Origin of the sequence: Enterococcus mediterraneensis, assembly GCF_900604485.1 — a bacterium.
Lineage (GTDB): Bacteria > Bacillota > Bacilli > Lactobacillales > Enterococcaceae > Enterococcus_C > Enterococcus_C mediterraneensis.
Genome location: NZ_UWOP01000001.1, coordinates 2,162,290 through 2,187,420, shown reverse-complemented (window position 1 = coordinate 2,187,420; position 25,131 = coordinate 2,162,290). Strand labels below are relative to the sequence as shown.

Here is a 25,131-nt window from a genome sequence, read left to right as displayed (position 1 = left end):
GCTCCTTCTATTTTTCATACCCATTAGGATGGCTAACATGCCAATCCCACGCTGTTTGAATGATGGCTTTCACATCGGTATATTGAGGCTTCCAGCCTAAAACTTCTTTTGCTTTATCGCTGGCGGCGATCAACGTTGCTGGGTCTCCTGCACGACGAGGTGCGATTTTTGCCGGAATCTCTTTGCCAGTGACTTCCCGAGCCGCTTCCAGCATTTCTTTTACAGAATAGCCATGATTGCTGCCAAGGTTGAAGGCATTACTTTCGTTTCCTGCTTTCAAATATTCCAATGCTAAAATATGTGCCGCGATCAAATCTTCTACTTGCACGTAATCTCGGATACAAGTACCATCTGGCGTATCATAATCATCACCGAAGATTGCTAATTCTTTTCGTTGTCCCAATGCCACTTGCAAAATGATCGGCACTAAATGAGTTTCCGGATCATGGTCCTCACCGATCGTCGCGTCGGCTTTAGCCCCGGCAACATTGAAATAACGCAAAGCGACATATTTCATACCGTAGGCGTTGTCGCACCATTTCATCATTTTTTCCATCATCAATTTGCTTTCGCCGTATGGATTTTTAGGATTTTTTGGTGTGGTTTCACGAATCGGTGTTTCTTCCGGCTCACCGTAAGTTGCCGCCGTAGAAGAAAAGACGATATGTTTCACGTCATATTCATGCATCACTTCCAACAAGATTTGCATACCATAAACATTATTATTGAAATACATCAATGGTTTTTCAACCGATTCGCCGACTAATGAGCTGGCGGCAAAATGGATGACTCCTTCGATGTTTTCTTTTTCAAACACTTGTTGCAAGAATTGTTTGTCCCGCACATCTCCTTCGTAAAAACGAGCTTCTTTGTGGATCGCTTGTTTATGTCCAGTCAGTAAATTGTCAACAACGACAACGTCATACCCTTTATTGATCAATTGGTCGACAGCATGAGAGCCGATATAGCCCGCTCCCCCTAATACTAAAATCGCCATGTTTGTTTCCTCCTAGCCGAGTTTTTTTGCTCCATCTTCAATGCTTGCTTTATAAATATCCGTAGCATAACCGATTTTATCATTATATTCCTTTTTCACTGCGTTGACAAAGGCTTCCCAGTTGCTTTCTTTGACTAACGCGATAGCACAGCCGCCAAATCCCGCACCAGTCATCCGCGCGCCTAACACACCTGGTTGAGCTTGTGCTGCAAATACCAATGTATCCAATTCGATACCGGTTACTTCATAATCTTTTTGCAATGACTCATGAGAAGCATTCAATAATTTCCCAAAAGTCACCAGATCACCTTTATCCAATGCCGCTTTGGCTTTTAATGTTCGCTGATTTTCTGTGACCGCATGTTTTGCCCGTTTGATCAAGACATCATCACCGATCAGATCCGTATTGGCGAAAAAGGTCTCTTCATCCAGTTCACCCAATGCGTGGATGTCTAATTTTGTTTGCAGACGCCGCAATGCTTCTTCACACTCGGCACGACGTTCATTGTATTTGGAATCTGCCAATTCCCGGCGTTTGTTGGTATTCATGATGGCAACGACATATTCGCCGAATTCCGCCGGTACCACTTCATATTTCAATGTATTGGTATCCAACAATAAGGCATGATCTTTTTGTCCCATACCGATAGCAAATTGATCCATGATACCAGAATTGACACCGATAAATTCGTTTTCTACTCGTTTGCCGGTTTTCACTAAATCAAGACGCTCAACTTTTAAACCAAATAGATCTTCCAGAATGACTCCTGTCAACAATTCAATGGATGCAGAAGAAGATAAGCCGGCGCCATTTGGGATCGTGCCGTAAAAAGCAATCTCCATCCCGGAATTGATAGGATGTTCTTCTTTTAAATAGCGGATCATTCCTTTAGGATAGTTGGTCCAATCATGTTCTTTTTGATAGCTTAGATCATTTAGCGAAAATTCAATGATCCCTTTTTCGGGAAAATTCTCGGAATACAAGCGTATCAAGTCATCTTCTCTTTTACGCGCTGCGCCGTAAGTACCAATGGTGATGGCTGCTGGAAAAACAAAGCCGCCGTTATAGTCAGTGTGTTCACCGATCAGATTGATCCGACCTGGCGCAAAAAACTCACCTTCTGCTTCTGAACCGAATTGTGTTTTAAAAATTTCGCTGATGTTTGTCATTGCTTGTCACACAACCTTCTTAATTTATTTAGTAAATTTATTATAAAATATTTACTAAATATTTTCAAGAACATTCTCAAGTGTTTTAGCTTTTCATTTTTAGCGCTTTCCTTCATAATGTAGATAGAATAACAAAGGAAATGGAGTGTATCTATATGAAAAAATTTGCATCTGGTATTTTGGTCGGCACTTTAGCGACTGTTGCTGCAGCGGCAGGCTTTGTATTAGCTGTCAAAAAACAAGTGATCGATCCAATCGACGAAAAAGAAGCAATGATCGATGAAAATCGTAAAAAAGCGATGCGCAAACGGATCGCCCGTTAATACGATCCATATCCGTTTCTCAACGTGCTTGTTTAAAGAAATCAAAGAACTGTGTTATAAGTCGATACTAACTAAAATATCCGAACCTTGTTGCATCGCTTATTACCCTCGATGCAGCAAGGTTCGGATATTGGGTTAGCTAGACATATTTCACAGTTTTTTTATTTGTCGTAAAGGATCAAACAAGCAATCTGATCAGCTTGCCGCAAATTCCAAGCATTTGTTTCTGGTCGGGAGACGCTGGCTGTCAACCATTCTTCTCCTTCCACCGGAATGCCGTAACAATACAACTTCTTGTGTACGACACCTTTTTCATCGATCACTCGATTGGTGCCTCTTTCGATCGTGACAGCACCAGTCTGCAGATCGTCAAAGTAGGCAAACGGCGTCAGCAGTTTTTGTTTTCTTAAACTCTTTAGCACCGGATTTGTCGTGTGCACTAACTGATTGCTGGGCAGACGGGCTTCGATCAAGTAATCCCCGGTGATTTTTTGTTCCTTGTAGTAGCTGACAAAATGCCCATCCTCAGTATCGATCGTCATTTTTGGCGGCAGCAACACGAAAATTCCCGCTTCTATCAATGCCCTCAGCTCTTCACTTCGTTCCAATGGCGGACCGATCGTCAAAAACGCATCCAACGGCGTAAACCACTGCCACATCGTTTTCAATTGCTTTTGACTGAACAGATTATGATCTAGCATAAAACGGACTTTATCCCGCAGATCTTTCCAGACATCCACTGCCGCGGCGATCGGTCCATCGAGATTTCCTTTAGCAGCTTCTTGGATCTGCCAATCAAGATAATTCATGCTCGCTTGTTCAAAAGGTCCTTCAAAATAAGCTGCCGGATCAGCGATCTTATCCCAGTCCCATCTTTCGATCGAAGCTGGCAGCATTGCTAACCCATCTTGAGAAGAATGGATGAATGTTTGTCGGAAAACTTCGCTGTCGACAGAAAATTTTCCAGCTGCTAATGTCCGCAGATAATAAACCAACTCAACTTCTTTTTTCAATCTTTCAAAAAAATCCGATTGGTGATTTTGTGTTTGCCGAATCTGCTCTAAATAATCGGTGGTCAAAAATTGCGCCTCAGCTGTTACACCACGCTCTTTTTGATTTATCCCCCGCGGAAAATAAGGGATTCCTTTTCTTGAACCGGCATAGACTTTGGGTTCCTTTCCGGAGGGCTGATACCGAAGTTTTCCATTGTGGCGATAAAACTTACCGCCGCGCCGCAGAGCAAAACATTCGATATAGTCAAAAAAGGCCAACCCCAATCCTCGCAAGAACACATTTTCTCCGGCAAGAATCTGTTCTACCTCCGCATCTGCTGTATTGCGGGGCAGTTGGTAAAATAAATGATATTTTTCCGCATAATCAGAGAATCGCTGTTCTTCCTCATTTTTTTCATTTTCCCAGTGTCCTGTCGCCAACACTAACTGATCCAAGAAAAATTCCTGATTGCCAACGGTCACTTTATACCCTTCATCGACCTGTTCTGCAGACCGCACCACTCCTTGCAGGAAATTGATGCGGCAGTTTGACGGCAGTTCATTGATTATTTGTTGATAAAACCACCGCTGATAAACACCATACATCACGCGGCTGACTACTCCATCTTCTTTCAGATCCTTGATTTCTTCCAGCATAATTTTCGGATTTGCCGCTGTTTCTTCAATAAAGGCACTTCCGTATTGTTTGCACCACTGAAACAGGTCCGGGCCATTTTTTATTTTTCCTTTTATTTTAACCGTAGCATCTGTAAAAAGAGTTACTTGCTGTGCAACAGAATTCATCATTAGATAAGGCGATTGATCTTCTCGCCAAACTTTCCCGCCGATTCCGTCTGCATCAAACAGAAAAATCTCTAACGATCCTTCTTGGTGATTTGCTGTCAAACGTTCGCATAAAGATAAGCCTCTTGGTCCGGCTCCTACGATCCCGATTTTCATTTTTTCATCAACTCACTGTCTAAGTATTCTTTTAATACGACTGCTTGATTTTTTGTTTGAGTTTTAGCACTGTAAATCAGTGTAACGATGTCGTGCTTTTGTATGATGTTTCGCAACTCATCCACAGCTTCACTGGCAGGTCGCTGCGCCAATTCAGCAAGATACTTTTCTTTAAAATCAGGAAATTTTTCCGGATCATGGGCATACCACTTCCGCAGATCCGTGGAGGGAGCGATTTCTTTTAACCAACTATCCAATGCGGCATCAGTTTTTTTGATTCCTCGCGGCCAAAGACGATCTACTAGCACCCGATAACCATCTGTGTCTTCCGCCTCTTCGTAAATTCTTTTGAGTTTGATCATTGAGCTTTCCCCCCTGTTTCTTTACTTAAAGTGTAGCACTTACTGGGTATTCCACCAAAGAAAGTGAACAAAAAAAGAAAACCACTCAAAAGAATGGTTTTCTAAACTATTAACTATTTTTTACTTTTGTTTTTCCGGTCCAATCTTGATAACCGCCTTTTAAGACATACATATCTTGGAAACCTTGTTTTCTTAATTTGTTGACCGCGCGGATACTCATTGATCTTTTCTGGTCGTAGATATAGATCGGTTGATCTTTACGGATGCTGCTGTAAGAATTTGTCAGCACAGAATATGGGATGTTGCGGGCGCCAAGAATATGACCGCTGTCGAATTCGTTTTTTTCACGAACATCGATTACTTGCGCTTTTCTCATGCCTTCTTTGAATTCTTCTTCTGTCAATACTTTTGCGGAACGTTTTAACATGATCCGCAAATACAATTCGTTAATACCGATCGCTAATAAGATTGCTAGTAAAATGACATTGATCCAACCTAAAGTACTCATAAGTTCCTAACCTTTCTATTCTGCAAATTGTAATGCCAAGGAACCCGCGCCGATCACACCTGCGCCATTTCCAAGTTCTGCTAATTTGATTTTTGTACTTTCCCGTACTTGAGGGAATGTAAATTCATTAAAGTAATTTTCTACGCGGCTGCGTAAAAATTCACCGGCTGCTGAAACACCGCCGCCCAAGACAATGCTTGAAGGATTCAATGTATTTCCCAAATTTCCGCAAGCAAGTCCTAGATAGAAACAAACTTTGTCTACTACCATCAAAGCAAATTGATCATCTTCTTCTGCTAGCTCGAATACATCTTTTGAAGTGATATCTTGACCATCATCAAGACGTTTTTTCAATTCAGAATCACCTGCATATTCCTCAGCAAGATGACGTGCTACTCGTACTACGCCGGTCGCGCTGGAAACAGTTTCCAGACATCCCCGTTTGCCGCAAGTACATTCGAACCCATGAGGATCTACTGTGATATGACCAACTTCACCGGCGCTTCCTGCGACACCATGCAATAGATTACCGTCTGCGACGATCCCGCCGCCGACACCAGTACCTAATGTAATGAAGACAACATCTGGGTTGTTTTCCCCAGCGCCTTTCCAACGTTCACCTAATGCGGCAACATTGGCGTCATTATCTAGAGTAAATTGAATACCGGTTCCTTCTTCGATTTGTTGACGAATTGGTTGAACCGTCGTCCAGTTCAAATTGTAGGCACCGATAACAGTTCCTTGTTCACGATCGACGCTGCCGGGTGTTCCCATGCCGATCCCTAAAAAGTCTTCCGCTTTCATTCCATAAAGATTTAAATGATGATTGATAGAATCGATGATATCTGGAACGATATGAGAGCCCTCATCTAAAATATTGGTCTCGATGCTCCATTTTTGTTGAATTTCTCCATCTAATGTCATGATGGCAAATTTTACTGTTGTACCGCCTAAGTCGATACCAATGATTTTTTTATCCATGCTATTTATCCTTTCTCGCGGCTTTCCTCAATGCGATGCTCTCGTTTCAATATACGCCAAGCAGTCATATATGTATCTTGATCGATCAGCCTTCCGTCATAAAGCTTGCGGAGTTCGATGATCATAAGTTCGATATCATACAGACGTTTGCCAACGTAAATATATATACCGAATTGTTTAAATAATTGTTGAACATCATATAAGGTTTCCATTTAATGCACTTCCTCAACTATTATACAAATAAATCCTTTCTTGTACAAAAGAATTTTCGCTTTTTCGCAGATCAGTTTCCATCTTTTTTACTTTAACACATTTTCAGGTCCTTTTCTTCATTAGTTATAAAAATGATATTTTGACAGATCTTCGTATTTTTCAGCAAAATAAAAAACTGCGCAGCAACACGCAGTCTTTAAAACAGCAAACTATATTTTCTCAAGCCATAAAGAATGCAGACAGCTAAAAGAAAAACAAACAGAAGCGTAGATAAAATCCGGGCGTGGATGGAGAAATTCCCATGGTTTTTAGGCAATGTCAACATATTGCCCAATAACAGCCCGCCGATGATTCCGCCGATGTGTCCCCACATATCAATAGATCGATCAAAGACCCCAAACAGCAGACTCATTCCGACAAATAAAGCGAATTGCCGCACCATTCCTTGAATCGCCGGATTGTGTTTGAAATAATAACCTAACAATAAGAATGCTCCAAATACCCCAAAAATCGATGTGCTGGAACCTGCTGACTGGATACCTGCTGTATTAAACGCAAAGCTCATAGCATTGCCCATCACCCCGCTCAGTAAATAAAGCAGGAAAAAACGCCAATGACCATAGATTGCTTCCACTTGCTGACCGATAAAATACAGAACTAAGGAATTAACCACAAAATGCAGCAGCGAGAAGTGAATAAAGATCGGTGTAACAAACCGCCAATATTCATGGTAGAAATAAATATACGGTCCAAACATCACTCCTCTGCTTTCTAACGAAGCGACAGGGAAAAATGTGATAATAGCATATACGACCGTCTGGATCGCTAAAAATCCATAAGTAACAAACGGTTTATTCATCCACCGTTTGATTTTCATTTTAGTTTGATAGTCCATAAATTCTCCTTTACTTATCCGTGAAAATCTTCATGATCGGTACATCAAACGATTCCGGTTTCCAAGTATCATCGAATTGCTCTTTAAAAACCAAGCTGCAAGTTTTTCCGGAAAAATCTTTTAAATAGCGGTCATAATACCCGCCGCCAAAACCGATCCGATACCCTTCTGATGTGAAAACAAGCCCCGGAACGATCATCAAGTCAATGCTCTCTTTTAAGGCAACCTGCTCACTAACAGGTTCTTCGACACCAAAAGCAGAAACTTCATAACGGGTTTCAGGAGTCACGTGGTAAAATACCATTCGGCGGTCTGGCAATGATTTGGGAACAACCATTTGTTTGCCCTCAGCAAAACCTCTGGCAAATACCGGTGTTGTCGAAAATTCAAATCCTACCGAACGGATCAATCCGATCGTTTGTGATTCCTTCCAAAGAGAACTGGCAAAAAAATCAGCCAAGATTTGCTGCTCTTTCGCTTTTTTTAGTGCATCATCGTCTGCCAGCTTTTCTAAACGCTGGATACCTTTTATACGTAAACTCTTTTTCATGGATTGATCTCCTTTACTTGCTTACTTGCATAGTATCGAAAAAAATCAAAAATAGCAAACCAGCCTCTCGCTAAACGAATCGTTGCCTACTTTGCTTTGATCAGCAGATACAAAAAATAAGGGGCGCCAATGATGGCAATAACGATTCCTGCCGGCACTTCGCCGCTTGGTAAAAGCAGTCGCCCCAAAATATCCGCTCCCAATACCAGGAGACTGCCGATCCCGCCGCTGACTAGAAAACTCTGTCTGGATTCTTTTTTCAGCCAAGCTTTACTGATATGAGGAGCCAGCAAACCTATGAATCCCAGATTGCCGGTAAATGCTACACAACTTGCCGCCATTGTCGCGGCCAATCCCAACAACAGCATTCGTTCATGAGTGATCCGTATGCCAAGACTGATCGCCCGTTCCTCTCCTAACCCCAACAATGGCAGTAGCGGAACTCTCCGGTAGGCCAGCAAACCAAAACAGGCAATCAGTGGAAACAAAAGACTAACAGAAGTCCACGATGTTCCCCAGATCGATCCCGCCAGCCAAGAAGTCACAAAACTATAACTGTCTTTTGAAATTCTGATAGTCACTAATAGCGTAAGTGCACTAAAACCCGCATTCACAGCAATTCCTGCCAAGAGAAGTTTCTCCATAGATAAACGCTGTTTTTGCTGAAAAGCTAAACCAAAAACAATTACAGCGGCCAAAATACCGCCAAAAATCGCTAAAATCGGCAAAACAAGGACAGACCCTTGGGCAAAAAAACCAAGATAAAGCAGTACCAAAAATCCTGCACCGCTGTTGATCCCTAAAATACTGCCGTCAGCTAAATCATTGCGAGTGGTTCCTTGCAGCAAAAATCCCGAGTAAGCAAGGCCACAGCCGCCAATAAGTGCGATCAATGTTCGCGGCAGACGAAAATTCCAAAAAATCAGTGATTGAGACGCCGAAGCTTTTCCTAAAAGTATCTGCTGTAAATCTCCTAAACTCAAAAAAGTCGTCCCATACATTACACTCAGCAAAACAACGATCAATAAGGCGCCTGTAAGCAATAATGATTTTTTCATCTCACCGACCTCCTTATCTGATATAAAAGAAACGGAACGCCGATCATGGACAACAACAGTCCAAAAGGTGTTTCAAAAGGCGGATTGATCAAACGTGCCGCCAAGTCTGCTGCCATTACCAACAAACCGCCTCCTATTATACTGAAAGGAACCACATAACGATAACTTGATGAAATCCGGCGGACAACATGGGGAACCATTAATCCGATAAAACTGACCGGTCCCACTAAAGAAACGGCCGCTCCTGCCAATAAGACCACTAAGAACAAGGAAATACCGCGAATACGAGTTGGCTTTTTACCTAAACTGATCGCCGTTTCATCACCAAAAGATAGGACATTCAACTGTACCGCGATAAGCAAACTTCCCACTAATGCAAACAAGAAAATCGGCAACGACTGGAGCAAACGGGTCCAAGTGACAGACGCTGCACCGCCCACGAACCAAAAAGCCAAATCTTGCTGCAAATCAAAAAAAAGTGATAGAGATTGACTAAGCGCAGAAAAAAATGAGCTGAACGCGACTCCGGCTAATACGAGACGCACAGAGGAAATCCCTTGCGCAGAAAACCGTGTGACAAGATAAATACAAACCGCCGCAAAACATGCACCGATAAATGAAAATACGACCGCACCTAAACTTTGATTAGGAAAAAGAACAAAACTAAGCGCCAATCCTAATGAAGCACCGCTATTGATCCCAAGTAGCCCCGCATCTGCCAACGGATTATTCGTCACCGCCTGCATCAATGCGCCGCTAGCAGCAAAAGAACTGCCTACTAGAAACGCCGCAATCACTCGCGGCAAACGAAGATTACGAATGATCTGCTGCATCTGATCGTGCGGATCAAAGGAAAAAAGCGCTGACCATACAGTATTTGGCGATGTTGACACCGCACCGTTTGTTAAAGAAAAAATGAATAAAATGATACCTGCTGTCAGCATACCCCACAAAAAAATCCGTCGTTTACTTTTCATGCGCCGATCCCTCGCAACTCGTAACTCAAGACTAGCGGTTTCGTGCTATTGGGAAATGTGGTTAATTGAGCATCGATTGCAAACAGTTGTCCCAGCCATTCTTTCGTCAATACTTCCTCTGGGGTACCGCAAGTGAGTAATTCTCCATCCTTTAACGCGTAGAGATGATCGCAAAATCGCGAAGCCAGATTCAAATCATGGATCGATAAAAGAATCGTTTTCCCATGGCGCTGGTTGATCGTTTGCAGCAGTTGCAAAACTTCCAATTGATGAGCAGGGTCCAAAAATGTGGTAGGTTCATCAAGAATCACAATATCCGTGTCTTGCGCCAATGCCATCGCGATCCAAACACGCTGCTTTTGCCCGCCGGAAAGAGCATGGATAGGAACCGTCTGCAAATCGGATAATCCCGTCGCTTCGATCGCCCATTGGATCGCTTCCTGATCTTGTGCAGACAATTGTCCAAATCCTTTTTGATACGGAAAACGCCCGTAAGCAACAAGTTCTTCAACTGAAAGATCCACTGTACTTTCACTGGTTTGAGTAAGCAACGAGATTTTCTTAGCCACTTCTTTTGTAGCAAGTGTTTGGATATCTTCTCCATCTAAAAGAACGGTACCTTTTTGTGGAAGCAGAACTCGAGCCAACGCTTTCAACAATGTTGATTTTCCGCTCCCATTCGGACCGATCACCCCAACGATTTGTCCTTCAGGGATCGCCAGCGTCAATTGTTTGATAATTGTATGTTTTTGATAACCGACAGATAGATCAATCGTCTTTAATTCCGTCATTTTTCTTTCCCCACCATCATTGATAATCGTTCTCAATTATCTCTTTCTTTTTTCTTTTCGTCAATAGCTGTTCAGTGAATCACACAAGATAACAAAGTAACGATTGACTTTCTCGCAGCTTTTGTTAGTATCTATAGTTGATAATGATTCTCAATTACAAAAAAAGAAAGGATACTTTTATGAAAAAAATTACACTCAAAGGACTATTCTTCGGTGCCCTTTTAAGCAGCGTGATGCTTTTTGCCGGATGCAGTGCCTCTAACTCTACAACTGAAAGCACCCAGACAAAAACAGACGCACTGTCACATAAAGTTTCGATCCCTGAACATCCTAAACGTATTATCGGCAGCTATCTTGAGGATTATCTTGTTTCTCTTGATGTCAAACCGGTAGCGCAATGGACAGTCGGCAAAGGTTCCATTCAACATTATCTGCAAGATGACTTAGCAGATATACCAACTATCAACTTTGATCTGCCTTATGAAGATGTTCTTAAATTTGAACCTGATCTTTTATTGATCGAATCCAACTCAATGGTAGAAGGCGGAAAATACGCGGAATACAGTAAGATCGCCCCTACCTATGTAGTAAAAAACGGTGATAAAGTCACTTGGCAAGAAAAACTTGAAGACATTGCGTCAGTTTTAGGAAAAACAAAAAAGGCCGATCAAGTGATCGATACCTATGAAGAGTTAGTTACTACTACAAAAGAACAATTGAAAGACAAGATTTCAGGAAAATCCGCCGCTGTCCTTTGGGTCACCAACAATTCTGCTTTTATGGTGGCAGAAAACCGCTCTAGCGGAAATCTTCTTTACGATCAGTTGGGCTTTGAAGTGCCTAATCTGACAAAAGAAATCAGCAAATCCGCTTCTTCTGACTGGTCCCCCGTCTCATTGGAAAAATTGGCGACACTGGATGCTGATTATTTGATCCTAGTCAACAGCGACAAAAGCGCAGCTATGTTCGAAGATCAAATCTGGCAAAACATCCCCGCCGTCAAAGCTGGGAACCTCTGGGAATTTGGTCCTGAAACCAGCTGGTTATATAACGGACCGATCGCCTATACACAAATGATTGAAGATATTCAGGAAAAACTGGAAAAATAATTTCTGCCGACAGGATTTTACTTTTCTACAAATTTTATCATTCATACACAAGTAAAAATCATCCGAAGATCAATGAAAGAACTGTGTCCTTCTAAAACGGCAAGTCCTTGATTGGAATCGGATGATTTTTTTTCTTTATTTTATTAGTTCAACAGCGCCCGATCATAAATAGTGTAATCACAACGATAAACAAAAAGATATTTACCGTCGATCAAGATCCCGGTGCTTTTCGGTACGTCTGTTTTATAAGTAGACACAGAATCTCCCGCATAAGTAGCTAACGGTGTACCATTTTGACTGCGGATCAAAATCACTTTGTTTTTCCCGGTAAAGGAATTCTTCATTTCATTGAGCATGGAATTCAAAATCGGAATGCTCCGATCCATCTCTGTGACATCTACTTTTTTCGTGTACGCGTCAAACACGTTTTCCAAACCTTTTTCCGCAATGATCATTGATGAACCCACGTGATGCAGTTCGTTTCCGCCGATCGTAACTTTGATCACGTCGCCTTTATCCGTTGATTCTCCATTGGTCGTATCAAATTTTTTATCCCGTTCGATCATCACTGATTTTCCATCGATTTGATCGATCACTTGGCTTTCCTCGTCATAGGTTCGCACCGTCATTTCCAACCCTTTAAAACTCTGCTCGAAGCCTTTAAAAAACATTCTGACGTCTTGGCATGCTGACAAGCTTACTGTCATCAAAACCAACCCGGCAAATAACCACCATTTCTTCATTTTTATGCCTCCTCTCACTGTATCCTTTAGTTTATGTAAGCTCTCAGTAAAAGTAAATACATCTGGAGACTGAAGAAATAGTTGGATTGGCAAGAAAATAGAGATGTATTATTGGTTTTATAAATATTTCAAAAAATCCATTGAATCTCTAATTGCTATTGAATTCATAATAAAAAGCACCGTCCAAAACCTTATATTCTAAGGCTGAGACGGTACTTAAAAAATGAGTCACTATTCTGGCCCGCAAATTTCTCGTTTAGGCGAAAAACAAGCGCTGCTTTTATTTCTATCAATCATTCGTCCAAATAAAAATAAATATCGGCTTTTCCCTCTTGTTGAGTGTGTCGATAGACTTGTGTGTTTAGTCCACCGACCACAAATCCTTGTTTAAGATAAAAAAGACATGCGGCTAGATTATTATCTTGCCCAATCGTAAACACTCCCTGGTACCCGTTTTCTTTTGCAAGTGCTCGACCTTTTTCGATCAGCTTCCCTGCGATCCCTTGGTTTCGATATGCTTTGTTGACCTTTAAGTCCTGCAAATAGGCATATCCTCCCCATTGGTTTTCAAAAATCGCTAAGCCAACACATTTCTGTCCTTCGTAAGCACCGATCGCAAATCCTTTTTCATCCACTTCTTTATAAGTATATCCCTCATCAGGAAAACGCATCGTTTCTTTCGTTTCAAAAAAAGTAGTGTCATACTGCCACTTTTCATCTCTTCGGCTGACCAGCATCCGTCCAAACAACTCAAATTCTTCATTCGGCAGTTGCAGATCCGCAGCCCTTGCTTCAGTAATTCGGTGATAGTCCATTCTCATCGCCCCTTTTTTTGATTATCTGCTAAGGCGCAAAAAAATACAAGTATGTGTTCGCTGATATTAATGGTAAAGGGAATATCATAGGGAAACCTATACCCACCTAACTAAAAATAACAAAAAATCTGCGGTTGATAAACTTATCAGCCATTTAAATTTCTAGCAAATCTACGTCAAAAAAATAAAAACCCTCCAAAACGCTAGTTTCAAAGGGTTTCTTAAATGCTTATTTTGTTTCGCGGTGTAAAGTAACTTTTCTTTCGCGTGGGCAATATTTTTTCTTTTCCAAGCGGTCAGGATTGTTACGTTTGTTTTTGCTTGATAGATAATTGCGTTCTTTGCAAGAAGTACATTCTAATGTGATGTTTACGCGCATTTGTTTTCCCTCCCATATACACTAGCATTCTCTAAGATCTCTCTCAGACCTAAATATAATATCATGTTTTTTAGGCGAACGCTAGTCTTTTTCATCATTTTGTTAAGTAGTTTTACTTGACGAAAATAACCAATCGAAACTCCCTTCATTGTTCTATATTTTATTATTTAGAGATACGGATTATTTCTTTTGTAGGATGTATAATTTTGGTAAGATAAAAATAATAATTCCCTTACAATTAAAGTTGCATCCTATATTCAACCATAAAACAACCAAAGGAAGGTTGCCGATGAACTACTTTTCTGTACTATTTAAAATCAGTAAGAAAAATCTCAAGTACCGCATCCTCTTGATAGCGGCAGTCTTATTAGCTATTATCCAGACATTTTTTACCCTTTCCCAAAATCGTCAAGTATTACTGGAAGAAAACTCCGCTGATCGATCGGCTGTTCAAAGTGTGCTCAGCGAATTCAAAAAAGTTGATCTTTCCGCACCAGATGCAAAAAACGATCCACTTTATACTAATCTGGTTCAACAATCTGAACTGCTCGCTCGCAAAGAACAGACCCTCTTATTTAACAACTGGCCTCTTTTTATCGATACTTCTATAGAATTAAGTACTATTCGAAAAGACTTTCGTTCCTTACCAGGTGCGGAAAATTACACCAGCTATCTCCCTGCACCATCTGACAATCAACTGGAAAATGCTTTTTATACACGCATCAAAAAAGCTGATATTCCTTTAATGGCCCAAAACAACACGATCGTCATGAGTATGCTGACGTTATTTAGTTTTCTCGGTATTCTTTGGTTTCCAATGACCACTTTGATCACCAATGACTTGCTTTTAGAAGAGCTGCGTCATCTTTCATTGACTAACGGTTTTCCCCTCGCATTGAAAAAGCGACTTTTGACAAAAATCGGCTTCACCACTGGCTTTCTTTTGCTTGCCTTGGGAGCTGTTTATCTAGTCTGTATGGCGTTTGCTGTGCATTTTCCGATCGGTGATCTCAATTATCCGGTTCCGGTCTTTTTGACCAGTTATACTACACTTCCATTTATCGGTTATTTAGGAATACTGACCTTCTATTTTCTACTGTTGGCGGTATTTTCCTGTCTCTTATCCATCGTATTGAATTATATTTTGAATGATTTTTATCTGTCTCTCTTTTTTAGCTTTGGTCTTTACTTGTTGCCGTTCTTCTTTCCCGCAGCCTCAGCCAAGCTGTGGTTCCTGCCGGCTATTTCTCTTAATCCAGTCAAATTGCTCCAAGGAAAACATTTGGAATTTTCAAACTATGGCAACTGTTTCTTCGGGATCATGGTCTTGCTGTTTTGGTGTATCCTCTTCCTGATAGTCATCAAACGTATGATCACCATTAATACTCTAAGGGATCGGAGGTAACGGTCATGAAAAATTATCTGTTTTTAGAACTGGATCAATTTTTGAAAAGCAAGAAAAATCAAATCGTCTTTTTGATCCTTGTTGTTTCAGGATTATATTTCAGTTTAATTGCCAACGATACCTATGATCCCATTGAAAAAGTGAATAAGCCGGAGATCACTGCTCGCTACAATGAGCGCAAAGAATTTCTGGAAAATGTCCAGATCAATGAAAACACTCACTATATGATTCGATTTGCCGCCGATGTCTTTCCGGAATGGAATAACTTAGATAAAGCAAGACTGGATGCTCTTGATTCTGGTGATTTCACTCGCTATGCTGAAAAAACGGCTGACTGGTATGTCTATTCGGACAATATCTTTTTTCAGAGAATATCAGAGGATCTGAATTACAATACTCGCTATTATCAGCACGGCAATTATTTCGCCCATTTTGACGGCCATTACGCGTACAAACGAGAGGCCGCCAAATATCTTGCTTTTTCCAAACTCAATACACCGTTATCCATCAATGCCTTTGAAGAACGCACCGCCTTTCAGACCGTGTATCGCTTGAGCCAGACGCTGCTGCCGTTGATCATCCTTACCGCATTATTGTTTTTATCCAGCGATATCCTCACTAAGGATCGGAATCATCGCTCTTTGATCGCAGGATATCCAGTCACACCTTTTGCTCGATTGATCGTCAAAGCCTTCCTGCTTGTTTTGAGCCTTTTTGCTATTGTAGCAGCCTTTTTGCCGGCGTTTGTGATCATCGGTTGTAAATACGGCTTTGGCAGATTAAATTACCCGATACCGATTTACCATAATAATCATTTGAATAATGGAACCTTCACTGTGATCTCTCTTGGAAAATATCTGCTGATTTTTGGAGGACTTTTATTGATCTTAGCACTGTTGATCATTTTTCTGTTGATCATGATCAGTCAGCTTTTTAAAAGCGATATGTTGAATATCCTAATAGGCTTGTTGCTGATCTGGGGAGAATATCTCTATTACCGGCAAGGGATCGGCGAATATTCATCTTATGAATGGCTGCCCAGCTCCTTTACAAAAATTGGTGATATCATTACAGGCCACCATAATTACCTGTATGTGACCACCAAATTTACGGTTCCGCAAGCTTTGTTGGTACTAGTTTCTTCATTACTGATCACCTTTTTACTCTCTTACTTTTTGACAAAACGAAAGGAGTCCTTGCATTGATCGCTATCAACGATATTTCTGTCACTTTTGGTACCCATCATGTCTTGAAAAAACTCAACTTTCAAATCAATGAAGGTGAGATCATCGGCTTGGTGGCTCCTAATGGCACCGGAAAATCCACCTTATTGAACGTTTTGATGAATTATGTGCGCCCCACAAGCGGAACAGTTGCTTTTGATGACTTGACCTATCAAACCCCTAAAGCCGAAAAAAAGATCCACGAACAAATAACGATGCTTCCGGATCAGGGAGATCTCTATAATTTTCTGTCTGGTCGAGATCATCTTGAGATCTACCAAAAAATGTGGCACAAAACCTCCATCTCGCCCAGTCAAGTGATCGAAACATTGCAGATGAGTGGTTATATAGATAAAAAAGTCAGTGCCTACTCGCTTGGAATGCGGCAAAGATTGTGTTTTGCGATGCAGATCGTAGCCAATACACCCTATATGCTGATGGATGAAGTCATGAATGGGTTAGATCCAACGAACGTCGAATTGCTGTCAAAAGTCCTTGTAGAAAAAAGAGCGGAAGGAAAAGCGATCGTCATCGCTTCTCACTTGCTGGAAAATCTTTCACACTATTCCGATCGGGTATTCTTTTTGAAAGATGGTATCTTCATCAACGAGATCAAAAAAGATGTTCCGTCAAAACAAGTGATCAAATTTACCTTACCAGAAAAAAATCTGACTCAAATCAACGGTCAAAAAATCACTACACTTCCCAACGGTGTCAGTTTTATTTCTCACAACGAGACCCAGATCGCGGCTATCCTTCAAGAGTTGCACAACAACGGTATCTACGAATTCTCTATCGGACCTATCAGTCTCAGTGATTTTTACTCGATGTATTTTGAATGAGATCAGCTTCTATTTTACTGACGTTGCTCCCTCACTACTGATACTATCGAATTGCGTTGTATGTCTAACAAACAGCTTTAAATGTGTTCTCTAGAAAGAATTTAGGATTAAAAAGTTGAAATAGTTTAAACTAAAAAAACTGGGACCGATGGAATTTCCTCAGTCCTAGTTTTACAGTACTAATTTTGATTGTTCTTTCCTATTTCTTTCTGGAGAAAATAAAGTAGCGGCTATCATTACGTTCCATTTCATCAAGCTGTTAAATACACTGGAAAATTAATAGCTAGCGGTCTTGTCTACTAGTTTCCCCTCTTTAAGCTCCAAAACCTTATCAAAGTTCTTTAGAAATTGTTGATTGGTAGAATGTGTTACCACAATGACTAATTTATCAGTCAAATTATGGATTGCTTTTCCAATTTCGATTTCTGCCGTTTCATCAAGTCCAGAAGTGGGCTCATCCATCAGAAAGACTGAACTATCCTTGTACAGTCCTCTGGCAATATCTAGTCTTTTTCTCTCACCGCCGGATAAGTTGTTCTCTCCGATTTTCTCATCCAAAACGTCGCTCTTTTTCTCTAACCATTTTTTCAGTCCTGCTTTATGGATACTTTCTTCAATTAGATTTTCATTGACAGGTAAAAATAAAGAAACATTTTCCGCAATCGTTCCTTCAAATACTGTGGAATGTTGCGGTACATAGGCAATATTTTGATAATAACTATTCAAATCTATCTTGCTCAAACACTTATCGTTTACGACTATTTTCCCTCTGTTCGTCCTTTTTACTTCTAATAGCAACTTAAGCAGCGTACTTTTACCAACTCCGCTTTCACCGCGGATCGCATATTTTTTTCCGGATTCAAATAGATGATCCATATTTTGAAAAAGAGGATGATTTCCTTGGTTATAAATTACCTTTTCCAGTCGAATGCTATGGATCTTTCCAATTTGATGGTGCGTTTTATTTTCAGTCACCGCTTCATTTTTTGATAGATAATTTAAATAATCATTTACCACTTTTTTGGAAGAAACGATCTCAGTATAGTATGCATTCATTGTTTCAATAGGACCAGCGATCATACTCATAAGAGTGGTCATCGCGATCAATTCTGGGAGTGTCATCATATCATTAAAAACGAATATCCCGCCAATGATCCAAGTTCCAGAATAAACAATATTCCCCAAACCATAAGAAACAGCATAGGTTTTTCCTACCGCTTTCTCAAATTCGATCGTCTTATTTTGAAGTGATTGACTCTTTTTCTTCAGACTCATTCCGAAAGGCTTTTTTGCATGACTGATTCGTATAAATTCTAGATTTTGAGTCACTTCTTCAAATTTGCTTAAATACGATTTTTTTAACTCTTGAGATTGTTTTTTCTTATCGGATAAGATATTTTTGGAAATGATCGGACTTAGAAAAGGGATAAAAGACAAAGCCAACATAATCAGTGTCAAAGAACTTTGTAGTGTTAATGCAGCTGCTAAGGAGAACAGGAAGATAAATAAACTCAAAAATGTCGAGAATAAAGGTATTAGATAATTTTGTTCGATGACTTGTAAGTCATTTACTAACTTACTTGATCTCTCACTTGGTTTTTCATTTTCCAATTTTTGAATATCTTGTTTCATAAAATGATTTACAAGACCATTCCTCATGTCATTCATTATCCCTTGAACAGCAACAGATCTTGCCGCTCGAGGAACATAGTCAAAAGAGGCTTCAATGACTAAATATGGAATGGCAAACAATGCAACTTTTATAAGCCGCCTAAAGTCATTAGATGTGGCAGCTTCCGTTAACGCCTGATAAATAAATGCGATTCCCACCATAAGAGCTGCAGCTATTGCTGAAACAAACGCATATAGTATGATTTTTTTTATATTATTTTTGTAGTAACTTCTCATTAACTCCTCCTTCTCTAACCAATTCAACTTGTTAAATTAGCTAAGGTCCGTTCAAATTGCTCAGTAATATTATTTAACTCTTGACTACCTCTTACCAAGTTCTTCTTTAATTTCTTTTAGTATTTTCAATGTTTTGATCATAAAAATAAAAAATGTTACCCCTAGAATAATCTTTCCTATGCCAAATACTATACTGAAAAATAAAGCTGTTTCTGCTGACATGTAACTCCTCCTTTTTTCACCTTCAATGTACTGTAATTACAATCTGGCAACGTGTAGCAATTTCAACACTAAAAACTGCCTATTTCATTAATACAGCTGATAAAACAGACTTTTGTTAAAATAGAACTTTTATACGATTTTATTCTACATATATTCTAAACTAAAAACGTTTACATCGAAATATCTTTCTTTCTAAAAACAAGCGATTTAGGATGAATCCACAAAAAAGGAAGCATCGAAATGCTTCCTAAAAATCTGATTCAACTATTGCTCTTTACCAACGAGTTCTTATTCAAAAAATTCGCCATATACGTCATCGACTGTTTGAGCAGGATCGATCACGATGTAAAGGCTTTTTGTTTTTTCACTGACTTTTGTAGATTGGTAAACATTGTCCAAGCCTTCTGTATCTTTGTCTTTGTATGGGAAATAAACAAGATCAGGTGTGCCTGTACGATATAAGATTTCCATCCGTTCGATATCTTCGTATTTCAATGCCCGTGAGAACATGCCTAATTCTAGACCGCCAAGATTGATATCATGTGTTGCTACATGATCGCCTTCTTGGAAAATTTCGATTTTGAATCCAGCACATGGATGGATTTCTACAAAATCGCTGCCATTGATCCGGCCAAAGCTTGTTGTGATTTGTTTGATCCATAGATCGCCGATATAACGACGGTCGATCGTCCATGTTTCTCCGTTTCTAAAATAAAATTTTAACGCTTGCATAGTTCTTGCCATTTTACCTTCTCCTCACTTCTTTTTTTTAACCGTTGTAGTGCAGCACACTCAAAATCTAGTTTCGAGAGTGCTTACATTATAAGAGTTTCGATAAAAACTTCTGAGAAACGACGACTGCCCTGCGATGAGTGCCAAACGCGATTTTTTGCTCACCATCGAATGCTTCAAACTCAAAGGAGATACTTTTTTCATCTTCTTTGATTTCTTGGAGCACGACTTCGATTTTAGAACCGATCTTTGATGGATAGATGTGCTTTAGGTCGATTTGGATACCGACGCTGGTTTCTTCCGCTCGCAGAAGTTCTTCTAGGTAATTATAGCACGTATTTTCGATCATTGTCACTAACGCGGGTGTCGCTAATACATCTAGTCCGCCGGAACCGACCGCTTGCGCAGTCAGTTCTGGACTTACTGTAAAGGTTTTTGTCGGCTTCATTGATTTTCCTCCAAATAACTTTTTGCGTAGTCTAATAAAACAGATTTGCTATTTTCGATTTGTCGTAAAATCACCGCTTTTTCGCATTGCTCCAAGACATCCTTCAACCATTTTCCAGGTTTCATCTTGAATGTTTCCATCAAATCATGTCCATTGATCGCCAACTCTTTCAGAGAATGGATGGGTAATGCGGCTATCATTGATTGGACTGTTTCGGTATCTGGTTTTCTGTCGTAATAAAACATCAGCTCTTCTGCTTTTATCGCGTACTCTGCCAGCTGATAGATTTCCAGCGGCTGCCAAGGATGTTCTTTGCGCCATTGCAACCCTTGAAAAATAGCCCTTGTTTCTGCGATCAATTCGTTAGATGCTTTCCATTTTTTCAAAAATGAACGGAGATCAGTGGTCTGCAATCGCAGCTGGTCGGCCAACAATGCCCATGCTTGTGCTTCAGATGGGATCTTTTTAGCCGGCAGATCTGCAAAATTTAACAGCTCTGCTCCTTTGTCTCGGAGTCCGGGACAATATTGATAGCATTCTGTTTCTACGAATGATTTGATCGCTTCTATACGATAATTTCCTAATAATAATTTGTTGAATTCGATGAAGATCCGTTCGACAGAGATTTTCTCAAGCAATTCATGATTCTCGCAAATCGCGTCGAATGTTTCTTGTTCCATCTGAAATCCTAAATAGCTGATGAATCGCAATCCCCGCATCATTCGCAATGCGTCTTCGTGGAATCGTTCATGGGGATTTCCCACAGCTCGCAGGATCTTATCTTTTAAATCAACGAGCCCGCCGAATAAGTCGATGATCTCACCGTCTTCTTTCAATGCAAACGCATTGATGGTGAAATCCCGCCGTTTCAGATCCTCCTCTAAAGAACGCACGAATTCCACATGGTCTGGACGACGAAAATCTTGATAGGTAGACTCAGTTCGAAATGTGGTAATCTCGTAACTTTCTTCTCCTTCTAAAACCAGCACCGTCCCGTGTTCGATCCCTACATCGATCGTTCGGGGAAATATCTGTTTGATTTCAGCCGGAAAAGCGCTGGTAGCGATATCTACGTCATGGATCGGTTGACCCAGTAATACATCTCGGACACTGCCGCCGACAAAATAAGCTTCAAAACCAGCTGCTTCGATTTGCGCAACGACTGGAAGCGCCTTGGTAAATTCGATTGGTAGTTTCTCTAATTTCATTGATTTTTTTCCATTTCTTCGGTTTTTCCATCTTTGCGTTCAAAACGATAGCGATCCCGATGATTAAATTTTTCCATGTTTTCTTCAAATACTTCTGTAAGATCGATATCTAAGGAATTTGCCATGATCAATGTTACAAACAAGACATCTCCTAATTCTTCGGCGACTGTTTTAGAGGCCTCAGAAGATTTTTTAGCCTTTTCTCCATATGCGTGGTTGACTTCGCGAGCCAACTCGCCCACCTCTTCTGTCAAACGCGCCATCTGAGCCAGAGGGCTGAAATAGCCGGCTTTGAATTGTTGGATATATGCGTCGACTTCTTTTTGCATTGATTGCAAGGAACGTTTTTCTGTCAATTTCTTCACCTCTGCTTCCTTTATCTTAACAAAAGAAGCGGATTTTTCCTAGCCATGAATAATTGTGCAGAAAATTTTTTCGTGCTACATTAAAACTACGATAGTTATAATTGGAGGATATATACATGAATTATTCTAAAATCATCAAAGATACACTGATCATTTTGCTAGGGACATTCATCTATGCGTTTGGTCTGATTTATTTCAATATTCCCAATCAATTAGCAGAAGGCGGGGTAACTGGGATCACGCTGATTTTTCGCGCGTTGTTTGGGATCAACCCGGCCCTGAGTACTTTGGTCTTGAATATCCCCATTGTTTTGCTGGGGGGTAAAATTTTGGGTCGGCGTTCGTTTGTCTATACGATCATCGGTACGGTAGCTCTTTCAGGCTGGCTTTTTTTCTGGCAGCATATCTCTTTTGCGATCGATATTGATCATGATCTGTTGATCGCGGCGCTGCTTGCCGGACTGTTTGCCGGTTTCGGCAGCGGGATCATTTATCGGGTGGGCGGTACCACAGGCGGCAGTGATGTATTAGCGCGGATATTGGAACAAAAATACGGTATCTCGATGGGGCGTTCATTATTGATCTTCGATATTTTCGTCTTGACTGCCTCATTGACTTATATCGATTTGAAACGAATGATGTACACATTGATTTTCTCTTACGTCTTTTCCCGGATCGTCGATACGATTTTAGACGGCGGCTATTCCGCAAAAGGTGTCTTGATCATTTCCGATCACACAGATATGCTGACGCCTGCTTTGATGGTGGAATTGCAGCGAGGTGTCAGTTATATCAAAGGCGAAGGTGCCTACTCAGGTACAGATAAGAACATCATCTACATGGTGGTCAGTGCCAGCGAGATCTCTGAAGTCAAACGGATCGTCCATGAATATGATGAACGTGCCTTCGTTTCCATCATCAATGTCCATGAAGTAGAAGGCGAAGGGTTCACCTACATGAAACCACGAAGCCGTCTGCTGAAAAGAAAACAACCAAAAATAACCGAATAAAAAAATAAGAGACCGAGAACAAATCCTCGCGAGCCTATAAGGCTTTCAGCGGAAAATGTTTTCGGTCTCTTGTTTTTACTCAATTTTTTGTATCTTCTTCCAAAAATTTTGAAACGTTGCGCTGCGGTTTTTGCAATTTGAGCAATTCGCGATTGACTTCATCTGATAGTTCAAAGAAAGCGGATTTGTCGCCAGCCTCCAACGCGGCATCAATCTGTTGGTAAAGCAGATGGATACGGGCTTCGACTCTTTCTTTTTCCAAATAGGTCTCGATTTGTTCTATCAACTCATCACTGATCGTGTCATTCCAACGTAAATAAGGATTGTCTTCCAATACTGACAAATATAACGGCTGATCCCATGAATTCTTGAACAAGCATTCGATATACAACGGTTCCTTCCAGTTTAAACGGATCTCATGAAAAATCTGATCACTATCATGAAATAGTTGGTTCTTGATCTGCAAAGACAATGGTTCGCCGCTGCAAGTCAAGTCGCAGATTTGAAGTCCCCTTTCCGTTGCCTTTGCACCTTCAATAAAGTGCACATTTTGCAGGATCGACTCATGATTTGCAAGATAATTAAGGATCCATGAAACTTCTCTTCGACTGAAAGAAACGTTCGAAACAAACCAATTTAAAAAATCCTTCTTTTCTTTTACATCTACAGACATCGTCATCACCTATCTTTCTGTTAAGGCATCAATGATTGATTGCACCTCCAAATCACCTGGTTCATGACTCAAGTAATGCGTCAATAAAGAGAGCGCCTCTTCTAAACGTCCTTCTTCACGTAAAAAGATCCCATATTCTTTCATAAATTCCGGTTCATGATGCAACGAGAGATTTGCCTGTTCATAATGAACAGCCGCCTCTGTAAAATCTTCTAATTCATTATAAGCATGAGCCAGATTCCATTGTGCGAAGGCATCATCTGGATTCTCCATTTTTTCGATGGTTGTGATCACGTCTTCGAAACGCTCGGCTTTCAGATACAGATTGCTGAGCATCAAACGGGTTTCATCCGTTTTTTCGCCAGTTTCCAATGCTTTCAGTAAAAATTCTTCCGCCTTGTCTTCATCATGAAGACGATAGGCGTTTTCTGAAGCGAATTGATAAAAGTCTACTTGGAATGGATTTTCTTTGATTCCTTCTTCGATAGTTTCTTGGGCTTCTTCCAATAATTCCTCTTCTTGCAGCGCTTGTGCCAAATAAAGATACAGCGATTGATATTGAGGATTCAGCGCACGCAATTGTTGCAGATAATTGATCGCTTGCTGATTCTCTTTCAATTGCAAATAAACAAAAGCAGTCTGGAACAAACGATCATCTGTCACTTCTTCTTTCAGAGCCCGTTCCAAATGAGTGACCGCATCCTCGAATTTTCCTTCTAAACTCAGCGCACTTCCTAAGCGTTCTTCTAAAGAAACACCGGCTAATTCCTGTACGCCTGCGTTCAACAATAACTGATAAAGTGTCGCAGCATCTGAAAAACGATCTGAATTAAAATACAATTCTGCTAAAGCAAACTGGATCAATGGTTCATCCGGCAAAATTTTCGCTGCTTCATTCAGTTTGGCTTCACTGACTTCAGGAATGCCCAATACTTGGTACAGATCAGCTGAAAGCAGTAACGCTTCCGGATAAAACTCGCTGTTTTTATCTACGCTTTCGATGTAATCAAATGCTGTATCGATTTGATCGTTTTCGATGGCGATTTCCGCTAACGACAATTGCAACTCTGCGTTTTCGGGAAATTTTTCTAATAGATTTTCAAAAATCTGTTGTGCTTCTTCTAAAAATCCTAACTGCATCAATTGACTGCCCAGATCCGTCAAATCTTCCGGCTGATCATTGACTAGCGCCTGATTGAAAGCCAGTTGTGCGGATGCTAAGTCTTCGTTTGCAAGTGCGGTTAACATTTGTTGACTGTAAGTTGTGTCCAT

The 25,131-nt window shown here is 40.6% G+C and carries 29 protein-coding genes; 6 read left to right on the top strand and 23 right to left on the bottom strand.

Translation table 11 applies throughout. From position 1 onward, the window contains the following. Window positions 1-7: 7 nt before the first annotated feature. Both galE and EFB00_RS10835 read right to left on the bottom strand, forming a co-directional pair. Window positions 8-997, bottom strand: a complete 990-nt coding sequence (galE, locus tag EFB00_RS10840) for a UDP-glucose 4-epimerase GalE (RefSeq protein ID WP_122646807.1) — start codon at window positions 995-997, stop codon at window positions 8-10. Window positions 998-1,009: 12 nt separating this feature from the next. Further along, window positions 1,010-2,167: a galactokinase gene (locus tag EFB00_RS10835; protein ID WP_122646806.1), complete on the bottom strand. Its 1,158-nt coding sequence runs from the start codon at window positions 2,165-2,167 to the stop codon at window positions 1,010-1,012. Between the two features lie 155 nt (window positions 2,168-2,322). Between EFB00_RS10835 and EFB00_RS10830 the strand changes: the two genes are divergently transcribed. Beyond that, window positions 2,323-2,490 (top strand): DUF3042 family protein, encoded by a 168-nt coding sequence (locus EFB00_RS10830; RefSeq protein ID WP_122646805.1) that lies wholly within the window; start codon window positions 2,323-2,325, stop codon window positions 2,488-2,490. 161 nt (window positions 2,491-2,651) lie between these two features. Here EFB00_RS10830 and EFB00_RS10825 read toward each other — a convergent pair whose 3' ends face one another. The 10 genes from EFB00_RS10825 to EFB00_RS10780 form a co-directional block, all read right to left on the bottom strand. After that, the gene (locus EFB00_RS10825) at window positions 2,652-4,442 is read right to left on the bottom strand and encodes an FAD/NAD(P)-binding protein (RefSeq protein ID WP_122646804.1); all 1,791 of its coding nucleotides are present in this window, start codon (window positions 4,440-4,442) and stop codon (window positions 2,652-2,654) included. Then, window positions 4,439-4,804: a DUF488 domain-containing protein gene (locus EFB00_RS10820; RefSeq protein WP_122646803.1), complete on the bottom strand. Its 366-nt coding sequence runs from the start codon at window positions 4,802-4,804 to the stop codon at window positions 4,439-4,441. Before EFB00_RS10820 ends, EFB00_RS10825 begins: the two co-directional genes overlap by 4 nt. A 109-nt stretch (window positions 4,805-4,913) precedes the next feature. Beyond that, window positions 4,914-5,312 (bottom strand): rhodanese-like domain-containing protein, encoded by a 399-nt coding sequence (locus EFB00_RS10815; protein WP_122646802.1) that lies wholly within the window; start codon window positions 5,310-5,312, stop codon window positions 4,914-4,916. Window positions 5,313-5,327: 15 nt separating this feature from the next. Further along, window positions 5,328-6,293, bottom strand: a complete 966-nt coding sequence (locus tag EFB00_RS10810) for an ROK family glucokinase (RefSeq protein WP_122646801.1) — start codon at window positions 6,291-6,293, stop codon at window positions 5,328-5,330. Window positions 6,294-6,298: 5 nt separating this feature from the next. Next, on the bottom strand, window positions 6,299-6,505 hold the full coding sequence (locus EFB00_RS10805; RefSeq protein ID WP_122646800.1) for a YqgQ family protein: 207 nt from the start codon (window positions 6,503-6,505) through the stop codon (window positions 6,299-6,301). Window positions 6,506-6,702: 197 nt separating this feature from the next. Beyond that, window positions 6,703-7,401 (bottom strand): rhomboid family intramembrane serine protease, encoded by a 699-nt coding sequence (locus EFB00_RS10800; RefSeq protein WP_122646799.1) that lies wholly within the window; start codon window positions 7,399-7,401, stop codon window positions 6,703-6,705. Between the two features lie 10 nt (window positions 7,402-7,411). Continuing rightward, window positions 7,412-7,951, bottom strand: coding sequence for a 5-formyltetrahydrofolate cyclo-ligase (locus EFB00_RS10795; protein WP_122646798.1), 540 nt, complete (start codon window positions 7,949-7,951; stop codon window positions 7,412-7,414). A gap of 86 nt (window positions 7,952-8,037) precedes the next feature. Next, on the bottom strand, window positions 8,038-9,009 hold the full coding sequence (locus EFB00_RS10790) for a FecCD family ABC transporter permease (protein ID WP_122646797.1): 972 nt from the start codon (window positions 9,007-9,009) through the stop codon (window positions 8,038-8,040). Then, window positions 9,006-9,986 carry a FecCD family ABC transporter permease gene (locus EFB00_RS10785; protein WP_122646796.1) on the bottom strand — a complete coding sequence of 327 codons (981 nt, stop codon included), beginning with the start codon at window positions 9,984-9,986 and terminating at the stop codon, window positions 9,006-9,008. The genes EFB00_RS10790 and EFB00_RS10785 overlap by 4 nt, the downstream gene beginning before the upstream one ends. After that, the gene (locus EFB00_RS10780; RefSeq protein ID WP_122646795.1) at window positions 9,983-10,777 is read right to left on the bottom strand and encodes an ABC transporter ATP-binding protein; all 795 of its coding nucleotides are present in this window, start codon (window positions 10,775-10,777) and stop codon (window positions 9,983-9,985) included. The genes EFB00_RS10785 and EFB00_RS10780 overlap by 4 nt, the downstream gene beginning before the upstream one ends. A 179-nt stretch (window positions 10,778-10,956) precedes the next feature. Between EFB00_RS10780 and EFB00_RS10775 the strand changes: the two genes are divergently transcribed. Continuing rightward, on the top strand, window positions 10,957-11,886 hold the full coding sequence (locus tag EFB00_RS10775) for an ABC transporter substrate-binding protein (RefSeq protein ID WP_122646794.1): 930 nt from the start codon (window positions 10,957-10,959) through the stop codon (window positions 11,884-11,886). A gap of 143 nt (window positions 11,887-12,029) precedes the next feature. Here the strand turns inward: EFB00_RS10775 and EFB00_RS10770 are convergent, their stop codons facing one another. From EFB00_RS10770 to rpmG, 3 genes are all read right to left on the bottom strand, one after another. Continuing rightward, complete coding sequence (locus EFB00_RS10770) at window positions 12,030-12,629, bottom strand: DUF5052 family protein (protein WP_122646793.1); 600 nt, start codon at window positions 12,627-12,629, stop codon at window positions 12,030-12,032. A gap of 293 nt (window positions 12,630-12,922) precedes the next feature. Further along, the gene (locus EFB00_RS10765; RefSeq protein WP_122646792.1) at window positions 12,923-13,444 is read right to left on the bottom strand and encodes a GNAT family N-acetyltransferase; all 522 of its coding nucleotides are present in this window, start codon (window positions 13,442-13,444) and stop codon (window positions 12,923-12,925) included. A gap of 229 nt (window positions 13,445-13,673) precedes the next feature. Further along, a complete protein-coding gene (gene rpmG / locus EFB00_RS10760; RefSeq protein ID WP_122646791.1) occupies window positions 13,674-13,823 on the bottom strand; it encodes a 50S ribosomal protein L33 in 150 nt (49 codons plus the stop codon). A gap of 289 nt (window positions 13,824-14,112) precedes the next feature. Here rpmG and EFB00_RS10755 point away from each other — a divergent pair, with 289 nt between their 5' ends. The 3 genes from EFB00_RS10755 to EFB00_RS10745 are packed head-to-tail and all read left to right on the top strand — an operon-like array spanning window position 14,113 to window position 17,293. Beyond that, window positions 14,113-15,228 (top strand): hypothetical protein, encoded by a 1,116-nt coding sequence (locus EFB00_RS10755; protein ID WP_122646790.1) that lies wholly within the window; start codon window positions 14,113-14,115, stop codon window positions 15,226-15,228. Between the two features lie 5 nt (window positions 15,229-15,233). After that, entirely contained in the window at window positions 15,234-16,433 is a 1,200-nt protein-coding gene (locus EFB00_RS10750; RefSeq protein WP_122646789.1) for a hypothetical protein, read from the top strand. Beyond that, complete coding sequence (locus tag EFB00_RS10745) at window positions 16,430-17,293, top strand: ABC transporter ATP-binding protein (protein ID WP_122646788.1); 864 nt, start codon at window positions 16,430-16,432, stop codon at window positions 17,291-17,293. Before EFB00_RS10750 ends, EFB00_RS10745 begins: the two co-directional genes overlap by 4 nt. A gap of 276 nt (window positions 17,294-17,569) precedes the next feature. Here EFB00_RS10745 and EFB00_RS10740 read toward each other — a convergent pair whose 3' ends face one another. From EFB00_RS10740 to EFB00_RS10720, 6 genes are all read right to left on the bottom strand, one after another. Continuing rightward, window positions 17,570-19,201, bottom strand: a complete 1,632-nt coding sequence (locus EFB00_RS10740) for an ATP-binding cassette domain-containing protein (protein WP_122646787.1) — start codon at window positions 19,199-19,201, stop codon at window positions 17,570-17,572. An 84-nt stretch (window positions 19,202-19,285) separates the two neighbouring features. After that, complete coding sequence (locus tag EFB00_RS13485; protein WP_164709466.1) at window positions 19,286-19,423, bottom strand: hypothetical protein; 138 nt, start codon at window positions 19,421-19,423, stop codon at window positions 19,286-19,288. Window positions 19,424-19,711: 288 nt separating this feature from the next. Next, the gene (locus tag EFB00_RS10735) at window positions 19,712-20,167 is read right to left on the bottom strand and encodes a hypothetical protein (RefSeq protein WP_122646786.1); all 456 of its coding nucleotides are present in this window, start codon (window positions 20,165-20,167) and stop codon (window positions 19,712-19,714) included. A 76-nt stretch (window positions 20,168-20,243) separates the two neighbouring features. Continuing rightward, window positions 20,244-20,603: a thioesterase family protein gene (locus EFB00_RS10730; protein ID WP_122646785.1), complete on the bottom strand. Its 360-nt coding sequence runs from the start codon at window positions 20,601-20,603 to the stop codon at window positions 20,244-20,246. Beyond that, window positions 20,600-21,811: a CCA tRNA nucleotidyltransferase gene (locus EFB00_RS10725; RefSeq protein WP_122646784.1), complete on the bottom strand. Its 1,212-nt coding sequence runs from the start codon at window positions 21,809-21,811 to the stop codon at window positions 20,600-20,602. The genes EFB00_RS10730 and EFB00_RS10725 overlap by 4 nt, the downstream gene beginning before the upstream one ends. Beyond that, window positions 21,808-22,167, bottom strand: coding sequence for a nucleotide pyrophosphohydrolase (locus EFB00_RS10720; RefSeq protein WP_122647092.1), 360 nt, complete (start codon window positions 22,165-22,167; stop codon window positions 21,808-21,810). Before EFB00_RS10720 ends, EFB00_RS10725 begins: the two co-directional genes overlap by 4 nt. A 125-nt stretch (window positions 22,168-22,292) precedes the next feature. On the opposite strand from EFB00_RS10720, the gene EFB00_RS10715 reads away from it, so the two are divergent. Continuing rightward, entirely contained in the window at window positions 22,293-23,186 is an 894-nt protein-coding gene (locus EFB00_RS10715) for a YitT family protein (protein WP_122646783.1), read from the top strand. A 79-nt stretch (window positions 23,187-23,265) separates the two neighbouring features. Here EFB00_RS10715 and EFB00_RS10710 read toward each other — a convergent pair whose 3' ends face one another. Both EFB00_RS10710 and EFB00_RS10705 read right to left on the bottom strand, forming a co-directional pair. Then, window positions 23,266-23,859 carry a YpiB family protein gene (locus tag EFB00_RS10710; RefSeq protein WP_122646782.1) on the bottom strand — a complete coding sequence of 198 codons (594 nt, stop codon included), beginning with the start codon at window positions 23,857-23,859 and terminating at the stop codon, window positions 23,266-23,268. 9 nt (window positions 23,860-23,868) lie between these two features. Then, a complete protein-coding gene (locus EFB00_RS10705; protein ID WP_122646781.1) occupies window positions 23,869-25,131 on the bottom strand; it encodes a tetratricopeptide repeat protein in 1,263 nt (420 codons plus the stop codon).

Excerpts from the sequence above, each read along its gene's own strand:
- galE (WP_122646807.1), bottom strand. The coding sequence starts at position 997 with ATGGCGATTTTAGTATTAGGGGGAGCGGGCTATATCGGCTCTCATGCT.
- EFB00_RS10835 (WP_122646806.1), bottom strand. The coding sequence starts at position 2,167 with ATGACAAACATCAGCGAAATTTTTAAAACACAATTCGGTTCAGAAGCA.
- EFB00_RS10830 (WP_122646805.1), top strand. The coding sequence starts at position 2,323 with ATGAAAAAATTTGCATCTGGTATTTTGGTCGGCACTTTAGCGACTGTT.
- EFB00_RS10825 (WP_122646804.1), bottom strand. The coding sequence starts at position 4,442 with ATGAAAATCGGGATCGTAGGAGCCGGACCAAGAGGCTTATCTTTATGC.
- EFB00_RS10820 (WP_122646803.1), bottom strand. The coding sequence starts at position 4,804 with ATGATCAAACTCAAAAGAATTTACGAAGAGGCGGAAGACACAGATGGT.
- EFB00_RS10815 (WP_122646802.1), bottom strand. The coding sequence starts at position 5,312 with ATGAGTACTTTAGGTTGGATCAATGTCATTTTACTAGCAATCTTATTA.
- EFB00_RS10810 (WP_122646801.1), bottom strand. The coding sequence starts at position 6,293 with ATGGATAAAAAAATCATTGGTATCGACTTAGGCGGTACAACAGTAAAA.
- EFB00_RS10805 (WP_122646800.1), bottom strand. The coding sequence starts at position 6,505 with ATGGAAACCTTATATGATGTTCAACAATTATTTAAACAATTCGGTATA.
- EFB00_RS10800 (WP_122646799.1), bottom strand. The coding sequence starts at position 7,401 with ATGGACTATCAAACTAAAATGAAAATCAAACGGTGGATGAATAAACCG.
- EFB00_RS10795 (WP_122646798.1), bottom strand. The coding sequence starts at position 7,951 with ATGAAAAAGAGTTTACGTATAAAAGGTATCCAGCGTTTAGAAAAGCTG.
- EFB00_RS10790 (WP_122646797.1), bottom strand. The coding sequence starts at position 9,009 with ATGAAAAAATCATTATTGCTTACAGGCGCCTTATTGATCGTTGTTTTG.
- EFB00_RS10785 (WP_122646796.1), bottom strand. The coding sequence starts at position 9,986 with ATGAAAAGTAAACGACGGATTTTTTTGTGGGGTATGCTGACAGCAGGT.
- EFB00_RS10780 (WP_122646795.1), bottom strand. The coding sequence starts at position 10,777 with ATGACGGAATTAAAGACGATTGATCTATCTGTCGGTTATCAAAAACAT.
- EFB00_RS10775 (WP_122646794.1), top strand. The coding sequence starts at position 10,957 with ATGAAAAAAATTACACTCAAAGGACTATTCTTCGGTGCCCTTTTAAGC.
- EFB00_RS10770 (WP_122646793.1), bottom strand. The coding sequence starts at position 12,629 with ATGAAGAAATGGTGGTTATTTGCCGGGTTGGTTTTGATGACAGTAAGC.
- EFB00_RS10765 (WP_122646792.1), bottom strand. The coding sequence starts at position 13,444 with ATGGACTATCACCGAATTACTGAAGCAAGGGCTGCGGATCTGCAACTG.
- rpmG (WP_122646791.1), bottom strand. The coding sequence starts at position 13,823 with ATGCGCGTAAACATCACATTAGAATGTACTTCTTGCAAAGAACGCAAT.
- EFB00_RS10755 (WP_122646790.1), top strand. The coding sequence starts at position 14,113 with ATGAACTACTTTTCTGTACTATTTAAAATCAGTAAGAAAAATCTCAAG.
- EFB00_RS10750 (WP_122646789.1), top strand. The coding sequence starts at position 15,234 with ATGAAAAATTATCTGTTTTTAGAACTGGATCAATTTTTGAAAAGCAAG.
- EFB00_RS10740 (WP_122646787.1), bottom strand. The coding sequence starts at position 19,201 with ATGAGAAGTTACTACAAAAATAATATAAAAAAAATCATACTATATGCG.
- EFB00_RS13485 (WP_164709466.1), bottom strand. The coding sequence starts at position 19,423 with ATGTCAGCAGAAACAGCTTTATTTTTCAGTATAGTATTTGGCATAGGA.
- EFB00_RS10735 (WP_122646786.1), bottom strand. The coding sequence starts at position 20,167 with ATGGCAAGAACTATGCAAGCGTTAAAATTTTATTTTAGAAACGGAGAA.
- EFB00_RS10730 (WP_122646785.1), bottom strand. The coding sequence starts at position 20,603 with ATGAAGCCGACAAAAACCTTTACAGTAAGTCCAGAACTGACTGCGCAA.
- EFB00_RS10725 (WP_122646784.1), bottom strand. The coding sequence starts at position 21,811 with ATGAAATTAGAGAAACTACCAATCGAATTTACCAAGGCGCTTCCAGTC.
- EFB00_RS10715 (WP_122646783.1), top strand. The coding sequence starts at position 22,293 with ATGAATTATTCTAAAATCATCAAAGATACACTGATCATTTTGCTAGGG.
- EFB00_RS10710 (WP_122646782.1), bottom strand. The coding sequence starts at position 23,859 with ATGTCTGTAGATGTAAAAGAAAAGAAGGATTTTTTAAATTGGTTTGTT.
- EFB00_RS10705 (WP_122646781.1), bottom strand. The coding sequence starts at position 25,131 with ATGGACACAACTTACAGTCAACAAATGTTAACCGCACTTGCAAACGAA.